Source organism: Mucilaginibacter sabulilitoris (genome assembly GCF_034262375.1).
GTDB classification, from domain to species: domain Bacteria; phylum Bacteroidota; class Bacteroidia; order Sphingobacteriales; family Sphingobacteriaceae; genus Mucilaginibacter; species Mucilaginibacter sabulilitoris.
In genome coordinates this window covers 440,272-456,906 of sequence record NZ_CP139558.1, presented here as the reverse complement: position 1 = coordinate 456,906, position 16,635 = coordinate 440,272, and the positions used below count along the sequence as shown (strand labels likewise).

Annotated in this window: 16 protein-coding genes and 1 tRNA gene; 9 read left to right on the top strand and 8 right to left on the bottom strand. The window is 41.3% G+C overall.

Going from position 1 to position 16,635, the window contains the following annotated elements; translation table 11 throughout:
• Position 1 precedes the first annotated feature (1 nt).
• The 3 genes from SNE25_RS02045 (at position 2) to SNE25_RS02035 (ending at position 4,033) form a co-directional block, all read left to right on the top strand.
• Positions 2–247, top strand: coding sequence for a CBU_0592 family membrane protein (locus SNE25_RS02045; protein ID WP_321563426.1), 246 nt, complete (start codon positions 2–4; stop codon positions 245–247).
• A gap of 155 nt (positions 248–402) precedes the next feature.
• Positions 403–2,265: a tRNA uridine-5-carboxymethylaminomethyl(34) synthesis enzyme MnmG gene (mnmG, locus tag SNE25_RS02040; protein ID WP_321563425.1), complete on the top strand. Its 1,863-nt coding sequence runs from the start codon at positions 403–405 to the stop codon at positions 2,263–2,265.
• Between the two features lie 115 nt (positions 2,266–2,380).
• Complete coding sequence (locus tag SNE25_RS02035) at positions 2,381–4,033, top strand: Ig-like domain-containing protein (protein WP_321563424.1); 1,653 nt, start codon at positions 2,381–2,383, stop codon at positions 4,031–4,033.
• Here SNE25_RS02035 and SNE25_RS02030 read toward each other — a convergent pair.
• The gene (locus SNE25_RS02030; RefSeq protein WP_321563423.1) at positions 4,023–4,535 is read right to left on the bottom strand and encodes a gamma carbonic anhydrase family protein; all 513 of its coding nucleotides are present in this window, start codon (positions 4,533–4,535) and stop codon (positions 4,023–4,025) included. The genes SNE25_RS02035 and SNE25_RS02030 overlap by 11 nt on opposite strands.
• Positions 4,536–4,605: 70 nt before the next feature.
• On the opposite strand from SNE25_RS02030, the gene SNE25_RS02025 reads away from it, so the two are divergent.
• Positions 4,606–4,678 (top strand) — tRNA-Gly (locus tag SNE25_RS02025).
• 114 nt (positions 4,679–4,792) lie between these two features.
• Here the strand turns inward: SNE25_RS02025 and nadB are convergent.
• Positions 4,793–6,385 (bottom strand): L-aspartate oxidase, encoded by a 1,593-nt coding sequence (gene nadB / locus SNE25_RS02020; RefSeq protein WP_321563422.1) that lies wholly within the window; start codon positions 6,383–6,385, stop codon positions 4,793–4,795.
• A gap of 408 nt (positions 6,386–6,793) precedes the next feature.
• Here nadB and nadA point away from each other — a divergent pair, with 408 nt between their 5' ends.
• The 3 genes from nadA (at position 6,794) to SNE25_RS02005 (ending at position 9,712) form a co-directional block, all read left to right on the top strand.
• A complete protein-coding gene (nadA, locus tag SNE25_RS02015) occupies positions 6,794–7,786 on the top strand; it encodes a quinolinate synthase NadA (RefSeq protein WP_321563421.1) in 993 nt (330 codons plus the stop codon).
• 445 nt (positions 7,787–8,231) lie between these two features.
• Positions 8,232–9,275 (top strand): thiamine-phosphate kinase, encoded by a 1,044-nt coding sequence (thiL, locus tag SNE25_RS02010; protein WP_321563420.1) that lies wholly within the window; start codon positions 8,232–8,234, stop codon positions 9,273–9,275.
• A 2-nt stretch (positions 9,276–9,277) separates the two neighbouring features.
• On the top strand, positions 9,278–9,712 hold the full coding sequence (locus tag SNE25_RS02005; protein WP_321563419.1) for a hypothetical protein: 435 nt from the start codon (positions 9,278–9,280) through the stop codon (positions 9,710–9,712).
• Between the two features lie 157 nt (positions 9,713–9,869).
• Here SNE25_RS02005 and SNE25_RS02000 read toward each other — a convergent pair whose 3' ends face one another.
• The 6 genes from SNE25_RS02000 to SNE25_RS01975 form a co-directional block, all read right to left on the bottom strand.
• Positions 9,870–10,166, bottom strand: a complete 297-nt coding sequence (locus SNE25_RS02000; RefSeq protein WP_321563418.1) for a GIY-YIG nuclease family protein — start codon at positions 10,164–10,166, stop codon at positions 9,870–9,872.
• A gap of 90 nt (positions 10,167–10,256) precedes the next feature.
• On the bottom strand, positions 10,257–11,627 hold the full coding sequence (gene rmuC, locus SNE25_RS01995; RefSeq protein ID WP_321563417.1) for a DNA recombination protein RmuC: 1,371 nt from the start codon (positions 11,625–11,627) through the stop codon (positions 10,257–10,259).
• A gap of 182 nt (positions 11,628–11,809) precedes the next feature.
• Positions 11,810–12,058, bottom strand: a complete 249-nt coding sequence (locus tag SNE25_RS01990) for a hypothetical protein (RefSeq protein WP_321563416.1) — start codon at positions 12,056–12,058, stop codon at positions 11,810–11,812.
• A 101-nt stretch (positions 12,059–12,159) separates the two neighbouring features.
• A complete protein-coding gene (locus SNE25_RS01985; protein WP_321563415.1) occupies positions 12,160–12,642 on the bottom strand; it encodes a gliding motility lipoprotein GldH in 483 nt (160 codons plus the stop codon).
• Entirely contained in the window at positions 12,642–14,084 is a 1,443-nt protein-coding gene (locus SNE25_RS01980; RefSeq protein WP_321563414.1) for a PSP1 domain-containing protein, read from the bottom strand. Before SNE25_RS01980 ends, SNE25_RS01985 begins: the two co-directional genes overlap by 1 nt.
• Before the next feature lie 2 nt (positions 14,085–14,086).
• Positions 14,087–15,232 carry a DNA polymerase III subunit gene (locus SNE25_RS01975; RefSeq protein WP_321563413.1) on the bottom strand — a complete coding sequence of 382 codons (1,146 nt, stop codon included), beginning with the start codon at positions 15,230–15,232 and terminating at the stop codon, positions 14,087–14,089.
• Between the two features lie 154 nt (positions 15,233–15,386).
• On the opposite strand from SNE25_RS01975, the gene ruvX reads away from it, so the two are divergent.
• Positions 15,387–15,803, top strand: coding sequence for a Holliday junction resolvase RuvX (ruvX, locus tag SNE25_RS01970; protein ID WP_321563412.1), 417 nt, complete (start codon positions 15,387–15,389; stop codon positions 15,801–15,803).
• 193 nt (positions 15,804–15,996) lie between these two features.
• Complete coding sequence (locus SNE25_RS01965; protein ID WP_321563411.1) at positions 15,997–16,635, top strand: O-methyltransferase; 639 nt, start codon at positions 15,997–15,999, stop codon at positions 16,633–16,635.

Genomic DNA, 16,635 nt, shown 5'->3' with positions numbered 1-16,635 from the left:
TATGAAAACATCGGATATTATTGCTTCTATAGGTGTAATCATTCTTTTGATGGCTTTTTTATTAAATTTATATAAGAAACTATCTGCGGAAAGCAAGCTATATAGCTTATTAAACCTCATTGGGGCAGGTACCTGCTGCTATGCTTCGTACATGGTAAGCTTTTATCCTTTTGTGGTATTAGAAGGTGTATGGGGATTTGTAGCTTTAATATCATTATTCAGAGTTCCACGTGGAACATCTGTATAGATTGAATAATTTTGTATTCTCTATTTGAATAATTTAAAGAATAAAGACATATGTTCCACGTGGAACATATGATAAATAAGACCGATCATACATGCTATTTTAAGGCATATTTTGATAAAAAGACAGAACGTTCCACGTGGAACATGGAGGTGAAAATGTTTAAAAAATATAATGTAATAGTTGTTGGTGCAGGTCATGCCGGCTGTGAAGCTGCTGCTGCTGCGGCCAATTTAGGTTCATCGGTTCTGCTGATTACCATGAATATGGGAACCATTGCACAGATGAGCTGTAACCCTGCTATGGGCGGTGTTGCCAAAGGACAGATAGTGCGCGAGATAGATGCTTTGGGTGGATACTCTGGTATTATTACAGATAAAACATCCCTCCAGTTCAGGATGCTTAATCAATCAAAAGGCCCTGCCATGTGGAGCCCAAGGGCACAAAGCGACCGTATGCGTTTTGCCGAAGAATGGCGTTTGGCACTGGAGAGAACCCCTAATGTTGATTTTTGGCAAGACACTGTTACTTCCCTCCTGGTAAAAAATAATACTATAGCAGGCGTGCGTACATCTATAGGTGTAGAGATAGAAGCCGATGCAGTAGTGCTTACCAATGGCACCTTTTTAAATGGCGTAATACATATAGGCGAAAAGAAATTTGGCGGCGGCCGATCAGGTGAAAAAGCAGCTACCGGACTTACCGAACAACTGATTGAACTTGGTTTCGATTCGGGCAGAATGAAGACCGGCACCCCACCCCGCGTGGATGGCCGCAGCTTAAACTATAGCCTTATGGAAGAGCAATGGGGCGATGAAGAACGCGGCAGATTTTCATTTACAGATGTTGAAATGATACAGGAACAACGTTGCTGCTGGATCACTTATACCAACCTTAATGTACACGAAACACTGAAGGAAGGCTTTGAAAAATCGCCAATGTTTACCGGCCGCATTAAAGGTTTAGGTCCGCGTTATTGCCCTTCTATTGAAGATAAAATTAACCGTTTTGCAGAGCGCGAACGCCACCAGATATTTGTTGAACCCGAAGGATTGAACACGGTAGAAATATATGTAAATGGTTTCTCTACCTCCCTGCCAGAAGATGTTCAATACAAAGCATTAACCCAAATACCAGGATTTGAAAACGCAAAAATGTTCCGTCCTGGTTATGCCATCGAGTACGATTACTTCCCGCCTACCCAGCTTGGATTAACTTTAGAAACCAAACTGATCAGCAACCTTTATTTTGCCGGACAGATAAATGGCACCACTGGTTACGAAGAAGCGGCCTCGCAAGGCTTCATCGCTGGTATAAACGCGCATCAGAAAATTAATGATAAACATGAGTTGATCCTTAAAAGATCGGAGTCATACATTGGTGTTTTGATAGATGACCTGGTTACAAAAGGCACCGAGGAGCCATACCGTATGTTTACTTCAAGAGCCGAACATCGTTTATTATTACGCCAGGATAATGCCGATATCAGGCTAAGCCCAATGGGTCATGAGCTTGGTTTGATCAGTGATGAACGATTGGAGAAGGTAAATCAAAAGGTAAAAAACTCTGATGATATTGTTGCCTACACCAAAAGCAAATCCATCGATCCGGCAAATGTCAATGCCATGTTAGATGAATTAGGTACTAGTCCCCTTTCGCAAAGTGCCAAGCTCTTTAATTTATTGAGCCGTCCGCAGGTTGGTTTTAATGACCTAAAAAAAGCAGATCCATCACTCACCGAATTATTATCAAACTATGATAAAGAAACTATTGAGCAGGCTGAAATAAAAATCAAATATGAGAGTTACTTTATTAAAGAACTGGAAATAGTTGACAGGATGAAAAAAATGGAAGACCGTGAAATTAATCCTGAATTTAATTATCATACACTGGTGTCGCTTTCAAAAGAGGCCCGCGAAAAACTAATGAAGATAAAACCACGCACTTTAGGTCAGGCATCCCGAATTTCGGGTGTTTCACCGTCTGATATATCAGTTTTAATGGTTCATGTCTCCAGATAGTATATAAGTTATTGATAATAAATATGTTATAAAATATTGTTTTTAATCAATTATTTTTAATTTTTAATATTACGGTTCATAAAAACATAAAAATCGCTTATATCGCCTAAAAACCATGTTAAATAAAAAACAGGTCAATTTTTACAATTTTATACCCTATATTTTCTCCGCTTTATTCCTTTTTGGCTGCGCCGCGCAACAACCCCCCCAGGGAGGTCCGCGCGACCTCACTGCACCCAAATTGGTGAAGGCTACACCGGCCAATAAAACAAGAAATTTTACCGCCAAAGAAATTAACCTGGAATTTGATGAGTTTATAAAACTCACCAACACCTACCAGGAAATTAGCATGAGCCCGGCAATGGAGAAACAACCGGAGTATAGTTCGAATAAGCGAAACCTTACCATTAAATTTAAGGATACCTTACAAAAAAATACAACGTACGTTATAAATTTCGGAAAATCTATCCAGGATGTAAACGAAGGTAACGTAGTAAAAAATTTCACTTACGTTTTTTCAACCGGTCCGCATATCGACTCGCTGAGTATATCGGGAAGCGTAACCAATACCTTAACCCAAGAAAAGGAAAAAGATGTAACCGTAATGATATTTCCGTTGAAACAGGATTCGCTCCTGTTTGGAAAAAAGAAACCAAGTATTTTTACAACAACCGACTCATCCGGAAATTTTAGTCTCAACAATTTACGCGACGACAATTACCGCATATATGCACTTAAAGAAGCATCCCCCAATAAAATATTCGATAATGATAATGAATTGATCGCATTTCTGAAAAAGCCCATTCATTTAAAGTCGGACACCTCAAACGTTCAGCTTAATTTATTTAAGCAGCTCCCCGAAAAATTCAGGTTTGCCGAAAAACGATTTGATACCGACGGTAAAATGCTCTTTGTTTTTAATAAAGCGCTTACCAAGCCAGCAATGAAAGTAATTTATCCGGCTGATATGGACAGGCAAAAACTGGTTGAATTCAGTAAGACAAAAGATACGGCATCGGTTTACATGCGAAACATGGGTTTCGATTCAATAAGAGTAGCACTTTATGATAACAATAAGCCGATTGATACTACGTCATTAAAAAAGGGTAAAAAAGAAACATTTCAACGTTCACTCACCTTTCAATATAACATAGGTAGTAATAACCTGCTTAAACCAGGTAATGATTTAAGGTTGACAGCCAGTTTACCGGTTGAAAATTTTGATAATTCACAGATCACCCTAAATGAAGACTCTATAGCCGTGTCGCTTAGTGATTATACTTTGCAAAAAGATACTGGTAACCTGAAAAGAATTGCTGTTAGATATCGCTGGCGACAAGGCAGTAAATATGAAATCATTTTCAATGACGGTGCTTTCACATCTATTTATGGAGATAAAAATAAGAGACTAAGCAAAAAGTTCCAGATTGACAAAACGGAGAATTACAGTTCGCTCACTGTAAAGATTTCTGTGCCACCTGATACCTCAAAAGCTTATGTAGTTGAACTGCTGAATGAACAGAAAGTAGTATTGCAAAGCAACCCCATACGTGGAAATACCTCTGTAGTATATAACAACTTTATAACAGGGAAATATATGATCAGGGTTATTTACGATGAAAACAAAAATGGCAAATGGGATAGCGGTAACGTGCATCAGAAACGACAACCCGAAAATACCTGGGTGAGCGATAAAGTTATAGCTTTACGTCCAAATTGGGAGGCCGAAGAATCTGTAACTGTACCTAAGGAACCCGTTACTCCTTAAACCAGCCAGAGTACATAATATAATTATTAGGTAATTGTTTAAGCATAGCTTTTTGCTCGTCGGTTAGCGGTTTAATTTTTTTAGCTGGGATACCCGCGTACAAATAACCTGATTCACAAATGGTATTTTCTAATACTACAGCGCCTGCAGCAATAATTACAAACTCATTAACAACCACATGATCCATCACTATGGCGCCCATACCCACCAGGGTATGATCATGCAGTGTACAGCCGTGTACCAGCGCGTTGTGCCCGATAGATACATTACTGCCAATATTCGTAGCCGCTTTTAAGTAAGTAGCGTGTATCACTGCCCCATCCTGAATATTGGTATTATCCCCTATCTTAATATAATGTACATCGCCGCGTATCACCGCATTAAACCAAACAGAACAGTTTTTCCCCATCACCACATCACCTACAATAGTGGCATTAGGAGCTATAAAACAATCGTCACCCCAAACCGGGTTTTTATCTTTTACGGGCAGTATAACAGACATTTGTTTAATTATTGAGTTATTGAATGATTGGATTATTGAATTTTTATTTATGTTTGAGTACCAAATTTAAGCGGAAATAGCTCAGCTGGTAGAGCATCAGTTTCCCAAACTGAAGGCCGCGGGTTCGAATCCCGTTTTCCGCTCATTTCCTATTACTTCATTTCAAGGTACGAAGCAGTCTCATAGAGCAAGTGAAGAACCTACAAATGAGATTGCCACGCTATCGCTCGCAATGACAATTTTAACGCCCTCATCCCTTAAAACACCGTATCCTTAACCTCTTCCGCGTGTCCGGGATAATCAGTAGTAAAATGTAATCCCCTGCTCTCCTTGCGCAGCATGGCCGATTTTACTACAATGAACGATACCTGTATCAGATTACGCAATTCGCAAAGCTTAACAGACAGCTTTGTCTTTTTATAAAAATCCTCTGTTTCTTCATATAGTAAGCCCAGTCTGCGCATAGCCCTTTCCAGCCTAAAATCAGAGCGTACAATACCCACATAGTCATTCATCAACTTTTGCATTTCGCGTACGTTGTGGGTTACCAGAATATCTTCATTTGACAGCTGTACACCCTTCTCGTCCCAATCAGGAATATTATCAGGAATAACATTTTTTTCAAACTTTTCAATAGCATCTTTATAAATACGGTGCGCAAATACCAAAGCCTCTAATAATGAATTGGAAGCCAAACGATTAGCTCCATGTAGTCCGGTAGATGAACACTCGCCACAGGCATACAAACGTAAGATGGATGACTGACCGACATGATCAACCATAATACCCCCACACATATAATGACAGGCCGGCGCTACAGGTATCATATCCTTGGTCATGTCAATACCTATCTCCAGGCATTTGGCATATATATTAGGAAAATGATTTAAAATATCATTTTTACTGCGATGCCTGATATCCAGGTAAACAAAATCCTCACCCGATTTTTTGATCTCGGCATCAATAGCTCTTGCGGTAATATCTCGCGGTGCCAATGATTTACGCGGATCATATTCCTGCATAAATTCCTCGCCGTTTGTACGTCTTAATACGCCACCAAAACCACGAACTGCTTCCGACACTAAAAAAGAAGGATATTCACCGGGGTTATAAAGTGCCGTAGGGTGAAACTGCATAAATTCCATATTGCGTACCTTACCCTTTGCCCTATAAACCATAGCGATACCATCGCCCGTAGCAATGGTTGGGTTAGTAGTTATAGCATATATATGGCCGGCACCACCAGATGCCATTACAGTAACCTTTGATAATATCTTTTCAACAACATTACTTTCGGTGTTAAAAGCATAAATTCCGTAACAGGTAATATCAGTGCTTGATTTGCCCACCAGCTCACCTAAATGGTGCTGGGTTATCAGATCTACCGCAAAATAGTGTGTTAATATCTCAATATTGGGGTTTTTATGGATCTCCTCTAACAACGAGCGCTCAATTTCCCAACCTGTAACATCCTTATAATGTAATACCCGAAATTCGGAGTGGCCGCCTTCTTTAGCCAGGTCATAAAAGCCTTCATTTGTCTTATCAAAATTGGTTCCGTAATCAATAATTTCATTAATTCTTTCCGGCCCCTCTTTAACAACCGCTTCCACTACTTCATGGTCGCAAAGCCCATCACCAGATATTAAGGTATCTTCTATATGCTTTTCAAAAGAATCTTCTTTTTTATCCACAACTACAGCCACACCACCTTGTGCGTACTTAGTATTTGATTCGTCTTCATTTGATTTTGTAACTATCAGAACCTTACCATGCTTTGCAGCTTTGAGTGCAAAGCTTAGTCCGGCAATACCCGATCCCACTACCAAAAAATCAACAGTTTTAGTCATGTTTTATATATAAGTTGTGTAAAAGTACTATTTGTGTTAATAACAGGTATAAAACTTGTTAATTCTGTGTAAACAAAAAGCTAATAAATAATTAATGAGTTGATAACTCCTATTTTCAGTGCTAATATGAATAATTTTTGAGCGACTTTTGAGGTGTTAAAGTCACAAACCTAACATTTTCCTAACCCCAAAAATATTAACATAAAACTTTTTCAAATTAAATTTGATTGTCATACGAATCACAAAATCAATTAAATATCATATCAAAACATGTGGATAACTGTTGATAAAATGTGAAAACTAATTTAACAGAGAAAATTTATACCGACTTTTGCACATAACTAACACACCAATAAACAATAGTTTTATTTATATAAAAAATTAGTTGTTATTAATTGAATTGTTGAAATGGATATCTTCGAAGAAATAAAAGTGAAAGGATTTGTGGACGAATACATCGACCCCACACTGGATCTTTTTGATGAAATTGAAAAACTTAAAAAGGAAAAAAATGCTGTCATTTTGGCCCACTACTACCAGGAACCTGATATTCAGGATATTGCAGACTATATTGGCGACAGTCTTGGGCTATCGCAACAAGCTGCAAAAACCGATGCCGATGTTATTGTTTTTGCCGGTGTACACTTCATGGCCGAAACAGCCAAGATACTTTCACCCAACAAGAAAGTTTTATTACCCGACTTAAAAGCCGGCTGCTCATTAGCTGATAGTTGCCCGCCTCACCTGTTTAAAAAGTTTAAGGAAAACTATCCCGATCACCTGGTGATCACTTATGTAAACTGCACAGCCGAATTAAAAGCTTTAAGTGATATTGTTTGTACATCAAGTAACGCTGTGGCCATTGTAGAAAGTTTACCAAAAGATCAGAAGATCATATTTGGCCCGGATAAAAACCTGGGGGCTTATGTTGCTAAAAAAACCGGACGTGATTTGGTATTGTGGAATGGGGCCTGTATGGTTCACGAAATTTTTTCAAGGGAGAAAATAACCAAACTGAAAGAAAGGCACCCTGGAGCTAAATTGCTGGCCCACCCGGAATGTGAGGAAACTATATTGCAAATGGCCGATTATATCGGTTCGACAACAGGGATACTGAAATATGCAGGTAACCATCCCGATAAAGAATTTATTGTAGCTACTGAGGCAGGCATACTACACCAGATGCAAAAGGAAAACCCTGATAAAGTGTTTATTCCGGCGCCGCCAAATAATACCTGTGCCTGTAACGATTGTCCGCATATGAAACGTAACACACTCGAAAAATTATACCTGTGTTTAAAGAACGGATCACCTGAAATTACTGTACCAGAGCATATTATAGAACGCGCAGTAAAACCTATTGAACGCATGCTCGAAATATCGGCGCGACTGGGATTGTAGGTAAATGGTATAAGAGACTTACGAAGTTTTTAAAACTTCGTAAGTCTGAAAGGTATAAAAAAGGGTGTCAGTTTGAGCTTGTCGAAGACTCGTGTATTAAGGCCTCACCCACCATGCTTCGACAAGCTCAGACTGGCAGGCCTAATGCGTTTTTATTAGATATGTCATTGCGAGGAACGAAGCAATCTCACAGGACAAACAGCGAGCTTTGCCTATTGAATTTAGCATGGTGAGATTGCGAGCGTAGCAATCTCAACTTTTGCTAAGCTCCAGAATCCAAATTTTTTTTTCCGCCTTGGCGGATATGATGGAATTTCTGGCTATTGGTAAAAGGCTTAAAATCCAAAAAAATTTCCCGCCTTCGGCGGTAGACATCAACGTGGTTTTTGCGACGGCCCGAAATTTTAATTTTCGTATTTTTATAGGCTAAAATTTTATAGAAAAAATGTTTGAAAATCAAGACAGAACTAATTTAGATGACCTTGGCGAATTTGGCCTGATAGATCATCTGACAAAAAGTATAAAGCTAACACAGCAAAGTACCGTAAAAGGTGTTGGTGACGATGCTGCTGTACTTGATTTTACAGGTAAAAAAGTATTGGTAAGTACTGATATGTTGCTGGAGGGTATCCACTTTGACCTGGCTTATACACCGCTAAAACATTTGGGTTACAAAGCCATACAGGTAAACCTGAGCGATATTTATGCCATGAATGGTACCGCGTCGCAGGTTACGGTTTCTATCGGTATGTCGAGCAAATTTCCGCTGGAAGCTATTGAAGAACTTTACCAGGGCATTTATATTGCCTGCGAAAAGTATAATGTTGATTTGGTTGGCGGCGATACCACCTCCTCAAAACAAGGTTTGGTAATCAGCGTAACGTCTATTGGTTATGCCGATGAAGCTGATGTAACCTACCGCAATACAGCAGGCGAAGGCGACCTGCTTTGTGTATCAGGCGATCTTGGCGGGGCGTACGTTGGTTTACAATTACTGGAACGCGAAAAACTGATCTACCTCGAAAATCCAAAAATTCAGCCCGATCTGGAAGGTAAAGATTACATAGTGGAGCGCCAGCTAAAACCGGAGGCCCGTCGTGATATTGTAGAACTGCTGAAAAGTATTGACGTAAAACCAACCGCTATGATTGACGTATCTGACGGCCTTGCATCCGAGATTTTGCACATCTGTAAACAAAGCGATAAAGGGTGTAATTTATACGAAGAAAAGATTCCGCTCGACCCCATGACGTATGAAACAGCCCGCGAATTTAACCTCGACCCTACGGTTTGTGCCTTAAGCGGTGGTGAGGATTACGAATTGCTTTTTACCGTAAAGCAGGCCGATTACGACAAAATAAAGTTTAAAATGGATATCACTATTATTGGTCATATTACCGAACCTTCTGCCGGTTGTAATCTCATTACCAAAACAGGTAATGTTCATCCTTTAAAAGCCCAGGGCTGGAACGCATTTAAACAAGACTAAAAATGCTGAACACACTGTTTAAAAAGCTGAATACAAATCAGGATAATAATGAAGATAGGCCCAAACAGGTAGGCAACGGGATATTTTTATTGTACGTGGCCTTTATTTCATCAATGATAACCGACTGGCTGGATGGCATAGGCGTGCTTCCGTTCATTATTTTATTCTTGCTGTTCAGCGCCTTAATATCCTCAACCAATCAAGGTAAAAAATGGGCGAGGGTAGTAATACTGATCCTGATCATATTTAATTTACTGCTCTTTTCCGGTAATATTTACCAATTGTTAAATAACAGCGTAAAAGAACAGTTCACGATATTGGTAATAATACTGTATACCATTGAAATAATTTTAGAAATTACCGCAATGGTACTGCTTTTCTCCAAACCGGCCAATGCCTGGTTTAACGGAAAAAGAGCGGAAGAGGTAGCGGAGTAAGATTATTTTTATTGGGGATTCGATATAGTTTTAAAGTCTTTATGCTTAGTATTGAGGTGAAATAGATTAGCCTTGACTAAGGGAGGGAACACTAAAATAAAAAGAGTTAGGTCATCCTGAACTTGTTTCAGGATCACACGGGACACATTATACACCTTTATAATTCCAACTGTCCTTTTAAATCCTCCATCTCGGGGTTTACTGATTTAATCAGATTAATTTTCCAATCCTGATGCCACCTTTTTAGCTGTTTTTCCCGGTCTATCGCATCAGTTATTCTTTCAAAATATTCAAAATATAACAAGTAGTGAAGGCTATATTTTTTAACAAATGCGGACCCTTCTCCATTTATATGTTGCCAAACCCTTGTGCGCAAATCGCTGGTTACACCTATATAGAATGTTGTTCGATAAAGATTTGACATGATATAAACATGTCCTTGCTTATAAAGCATAAGTTAAGATCGGTTAGTTAATAACAACCTATACTTATCCTGTGGGATGCCGAAATAAATTCGGCATGACTTTTCAAAAGTTAAATGTATTTACTCCTCCCCTATAAATTTCTGATCAATTTGTTTATCGGCTTTGGCACCGAGTTTCTTGATACGCTCTGCGGTGCTGGTTAGGTTACCACGACCATCAGACAATTTATTAAGTGCGCTATTATAAGCGGTTTGGGTTTGGTTTATATTGCGGCCAATGCCATCCATATCGCCCAGGAAGCCCACAAACTTGTCGTACATATCACCGCTGAGGCGGGCTATCTCCAGCACGTTGCGGTTCTGACGTTCCTGTTTCCACATACTGGCAATGGTTCGCAGGGTAGCCAATAAAGTCGATGGACTAACAATCACCACCTTTTTGTCCCAGGCATAATTAAAAAGTTCGCCATCTAACTGTACCGCTATACTGAACGACGACTCTATCGGCACAAAAAGCAGCACAAAATCGGGCGAATTGATCTTGTACAGGTCATGATATTTTTTAGCCGATAAGCCGCTGATATGACCGCGGAGCGATTCGACATGTGCCTTGGCAAAAAGCTTTCGGTCTTCTTCGGTGTCGGCATTTACCAGGCGTTCGTAAGCAATAAGCGATACTTTAGAGTCGATCACAAGGTGTTTGTCATCCGGCAGGTCTATAATTACGTCGGGCTGGTAACGGGTGCCGTCAGTGGCCTGCATGGCGGCTTGTATGCGATATTCCTGATCGCGTACCAGGCCCGACCGTTCCAGCACACGCTCCAGTATCACTTCGCCCCAATTCCCCTGTTTCTTATTATCCCCTTTGAGGGCTTTAGTCAAATTCTGGGCTTCGTCGCTAATCTGTTTGTTGAGGTCCATCAGCTGGGTAATTACCCCCTTCAGGGTGTTCCGCTCGGCGGCCTCCATATTGTAAACCTTTTCAACCTTGTCTTCAAAAGCCTTCAGGTTTTCTTTCAGCGGGGTAAGTACTATATCAAGATTGGTACGGTTTACATCAATAAACTCCTTTGATTTCTCTTTGAGCAGTTTCTCGGCTACGTTTTCAAACTCGCGCTGAAACTGGGTGCGAATATGTTCGATCTCTACCTTTTGCTCCTGCATTTTTTCCTGCTGCGATTTATAGTATGAGCGCGAACTTTCCAGTTGCTGATTTGCCTGGGCAAGCTGCGTACGTTCATACAGCAGTTCATCGAGCATGCGTGTTTTTTCGTCCTTTAAAAGCTGAATGATGTTTTCTTTTTCGTTTGCTATGATATCGGCCTTTTCCTCGGCTCTGGCCAGGGCAATTTTAAGCATATCATGCTCATTCCTGATCCTGTTAAGCTCTTCAGCCGAGATCAGATCAACGGCTTTGGGTTTTTTAACAAACAAGAAAACCGATATAACCAATATTACCAGGGAAACGATAAGCAGAACTTCAGCACTCATTTTGATAAAAATATTAGTAAAGCTATGATAATATTTTTAGTATTTCAAAATAAATGAGCGTATGATAGAAAAAGGAGGTCATGCTGAGCTCCGTCGAAGCATGGTGGGCAAGCCCCCACGCACAACCTTCGACAGGCTCAGGGTGACACCCAAAAAAGTATAAATAGAAAGCTCTGCGCCGATTATGGCTTCTTTGCTGTGTCTGTCGGGTTAGCTGGCGATGCCCCAATATTGCTCGTATCCGAAGATCCTGGTGTTGCAGCTGCGCCTCCAGAGGAGGAAGAGGAGCCCACTGTTTGTGTGGTGTCTGCGGAACCACCGTTGCCTTTGGCCGCGCTGGTGTCGTCGGTGCGGTTGGTTTTGTCCGTTCCGTTGCAGGAGCTTACAATAAAACCGGCTGCTGCAAATGCAATAATGATTAATTTTTTCATGGCGATGTTTATTTATTAAACACCCGCCGGCCCTATTAGTTCTGATTATTTGCTTTTAAGCGAATTGATCAACTCTGGGTGATGGATATAGATGCGAAATCCTACTTTGCCTTCTCCACCCTTAAGCCCACGTCGCTCACCTCATGCAGGGGGTTATCACGCATGTTTTGCTCTACCTCGAAATGGTAACTGCCTTTAGCCGGGAATTTGTAATTGGTTTTAAACGGCACCTGGTAACTGTATAAATTGCCCGATCCTTTGCCGTACCATTCGCCGTCAGCCGCGGCCAGCTTTAGCTCATAACGGGTTACCTTTGCTTTGCTGCCCGGCTGCGATTGATAAATAAGCACAAACAGGTTGGAGTATTTATAATTATCCGTTACCCGTAAATTGAGGTAAAGGTTATAAGCCGCGGCTTCGTCATCAATTTTACAATCAAACCTCATTCTGTTCACGTACGACCAGTTATGATCGGGAAGGGCGATATTATTATCTATAACCGCCTGTGGATCCGTACAACTGCCCAACAGCATGATGAATAACATACATGCTGCCGGGTAAATGATGTTAAATGCCCGCTTCATTATTGATTGCTATCCGGAGGGGTGCTGTTATTAGTGTTGTTACGATTTGGGTTGTTGGGTCGGTTTGGCCGGTTGCGCCTGTTGTTATTTTGCGGCTTACCACCTTCTTGGGCGGCCTGTGGCGGCCGGTTACCCTGCTGTTGTTGTGGTTTATTTTGCTGTGGCCTGTTCTGTTGTTGTTTGTTGCCATCCTGTGTCGGTGTGCCTTGTGCCGGTTTTTCGGCAGCGGGGGCTCCCGCCTGGCGTTGCTGGTTTGGCTGATTTCCAGAACGGTTATCTGCCTGTTGTCCGCCTGGTTTTGGGTTTTTATTACGGTTCTTGTTGTTCTTCTTTTTGTTATTGTTGCGACTGCGTTCATCAAGCCTGGTCAAGCTATCTTGACCTACCACATTTTCATAGTCGAGCGCTTTTGCCGGCTGTGTTTCCACTTCCACTATTTCGCCCAGATCGGCAGGGATAACACCATCCTTATTAAGCTGTTGTATCTCCTTAACTTTGCTGATCGGCAGCGGCACCCATGATTCTTCGCGCGGATAGCTGAACCACATGATCTTTTTAAAGATATCTGTTTTTTGCAAACGGGCTTCTCCCTTTTCAGTTTTCAGCACATTCACGTTATCAGGTATATATTTAAGGGCATCCATATAGGTGTCCAGCTCGTAGTTTAAACAGCATTTTAACTTGCCGCATTGACCGGCCAGCTTCAGGGTATTTAACGACAGGTTTTGATAACGGGCAGCCGAGGTTGATACCGTTTTAAAATCGGTTAACCAGGTTGAGCAGCAAAGTTCACGGCCGCAGGAGCCAATACCACCGAGGCGGCTTGCCTCTTGCCTCATACCAATCTGCCTCATCTCGATACGGATGCGGAAGGTTTCGGCCATTTTTTTGATCAGCTCCCTGAAATCAACGCGGCCTTCGGCTGTATAATAAAAGGTGGCTTTGGTTTTATCGCCCTGGTAATCCACATCGCTCAGTTTCATGCTCAGGTTAAGGTCAAGGGCCAGCTTGCGCGATTTATGCATGGTTTCCCATTCCATATCTTTGGCAGCTTTCCATTTGTCCACATCGGCAGGAGTGGCGCGGCGGTATATTTTTTTCACCACATCGGCTTCTTTAACATGGCGCTTTACCATTTGCATGCGCACCAGTTCGCCGGTTAGTGATACATGGCCTATATCATAACCTCCGGTAGCAGCTTCAACAGCTACAAGGTCGCCGGCTTCGAGGTAAATATTATCGACGTTTAAAAAAAACTCTTTTCTGGAGCCTTTAAATTTTATCTCAATTACCTTAAAAGGCGTATAGTTTGTTGGCATGTCCATGTGCGACAGCCAATCGTAAACATCTAATTTGCTGCAACCATTAGTAAGGCATGACCCGTTACTTTTGCAGCCCGCAGGTGAGCATCCGCCCCCTGTTGAGCAACTTCCACATCCCATAATTAATTTGGTATATATTGACTCCCCGCAGGGATGGTTTTTAAATTTAATATTTTTATAATCTGTAAAGATACATCTAAAAATAAAATTTTCGGATTTGCATTTCTCTCTACATGGTAATGTGCCTTTTCAAGCTCTGTACTTATATATTGCGCCTTATCTATACTAAGCACGTTGGTCATTTTTTGTGCGGTTTCCAGTTCCTTTGCCGGTAAATGCACCAGGTTGCCCGCCCCCGCCATCAGCAAACAGCACTCGCGGATAAAGCTGATACCGTAGCGTAAAAAGTTTTTCTGGTTTTCGCGGCCCATTTTGGCAAACTGGTCAACAAAGGTTAAAACTTCCAGCCCCTTGTTTGAAAAACAAAAGCGCAGCCACTGCACAAAAAGGTCATGGTAGCCTTTATTATCATGCTGCAGCATGGTTAAAGCCTCGGTTAAATTGCCGTTGCTCAGGTAAGCTATTTCGGCCGCAGCATCCTCTGTCTGGTTATGTTCGGTAATGAGGTGCTGTTTCACCTCATCATAATCCAGCGAAGGGATTTTGACGAGCTGCGTACGCGACAAAATGGTATTCAGTATCTGATCCTGGTTTTGTGCCACCAGTATAAACAGGGTATTTGGCTGCGGCTCCTCAATAATTTTCAATAAGGCGTTCCCTTCTTTGTCTAAATATTCGGGCAGCCAAAGTATCAATATTTTATAAACTGACTCAAAAGGCTTAAAGCTCAGCTTTTTGATGATTTGGTGGCACTCGGCAATATTGATATTGGCCTGTTTGTTTTCGGCATCAAGATACCCGCGCCAGGTATCCAGGTTCATGTAAGGATTATTGATAAAGGCATCGCGCCATTGCTCAATAAAGGTAAGCGCGGTATCATCTTTATGTTTGGCAAAAAACGGGTACGAAAAATGCAGGTCGGGGTGCATCAGTTTTTCATACTTGCGGCATGAGGAACATATGCCACAGGAGTCGTCAAGCTGTTTATCTTCACAAGATAAGTACTGCGCATAGGCCACAGCAAGGGGCAGGCTTCCCGATCCTTCGGGACCCAAAAACAACTGCGCGTGACTTACCCGGTTCTCTTTCACCGTATTAATCAATCGTTGTTTAACATCCGCCTGTCCTACTATGTGTTTAAACTGCATTTGGTGCAAAATAGTGAAATAGTTTTGAGTTATAAGTATTGAGTTTGTAGAAAGTGAAATGGTGATGGTAATGAGTGTTGAGTTATGTGGTTCTTATAATGCACACAAGCCGGCTTAAACTATTACTTTTGCAACTCATAACTCAATACTACTTATGGCCCGAATAATGGCTTTTGATTATGGTACCAAACGCATAGGCATTGCGGTTACCGATCCGTTGCAAATCATCGCTACCGGCCTGGATACCATACACCCGCAATATATTGTCGACTATTTGAAAAATTACCTGCAAACCGAACAGGTGGAACGCTTTATTGTAGGCGAACCCAAGCAAATGGACAATACACCATCGCAATCGGCCATGCATGTAAAAGGGTTTGTCACTATCCTTACCAAGAATTTCCCGCAGATTCCCATCGAAATGCTTGACGAGCGCTTCACCTCCAAAATGGCATCTGCCACCATAGCCCAAAGCGGCATGAACAAAAAAAACCGGCAAAATAAAGAACTGGTTGATACTATATCGGCAGTGATACTGCTGCAGAGCTACATGGACCGCAGATTATTTTGAACCATTATTCATCCCAAAATGTCATTGAGGTACGAAGCAATCTCTACAAAGTCAGGTCAATTATATATTTATGTCCGCCCTATAAAACATAGAGATTGCTTCGTACCTCAATGACATTTGGGTTATTGTTTGGTTTTCAGTTGAATAATACCCGTTTTTACCCATTAAAAACAAAATCCCTATCTTTGCCCCTATGGATATTCTACCCCATGACCTTCAGGCATACTTAGATGACCATTGCGATCCGGAGCCGGAAGCCTTGCAAAAGCTCAACCGCGAAACGCATTTAAAGGTACTTCGGCCGCACATGCTGTCGGGCCATTACCAGGGCCGCCTGCTCAGTTTCCTGAGCAAAATGATACAGCCAAAGCTCATACTGGAAGTGGGCACCTTTACCGGTTACTCGGCTATTTGCCTGGCCGAAGGGCTTGCCGAAGGTGGCATACTCCATTCCATTGAGGTGAACCGAGAAATGGAGGAAATCATTATTTCACACTTTAAATCAACAAATGTTGAAAATAAAATAAAACTGCATTTTGGCCAGGCAGAGGACATTATTGCTGATTTAGAGGAAGATAATTTTGATTTGGTGTTTATTGATGCCGATAAAAAGAATAATTATACTTACTTTCAATTAGCCTTTAATAAGGTACGGTCCGGAGGATTGATAATAATTGATAATGTTTTGTGGAAAGGAAAGGTATATGGTACCGAAAAAGATACCGATACTGAGAATATCCGCAAACTAAATGACCAGATAGCTGTTGACAGCAGGGTAGAAAAACTGATCCTGCCGGTACGCGACGGGCTGCTGGTTATCAGAAAAAAATAA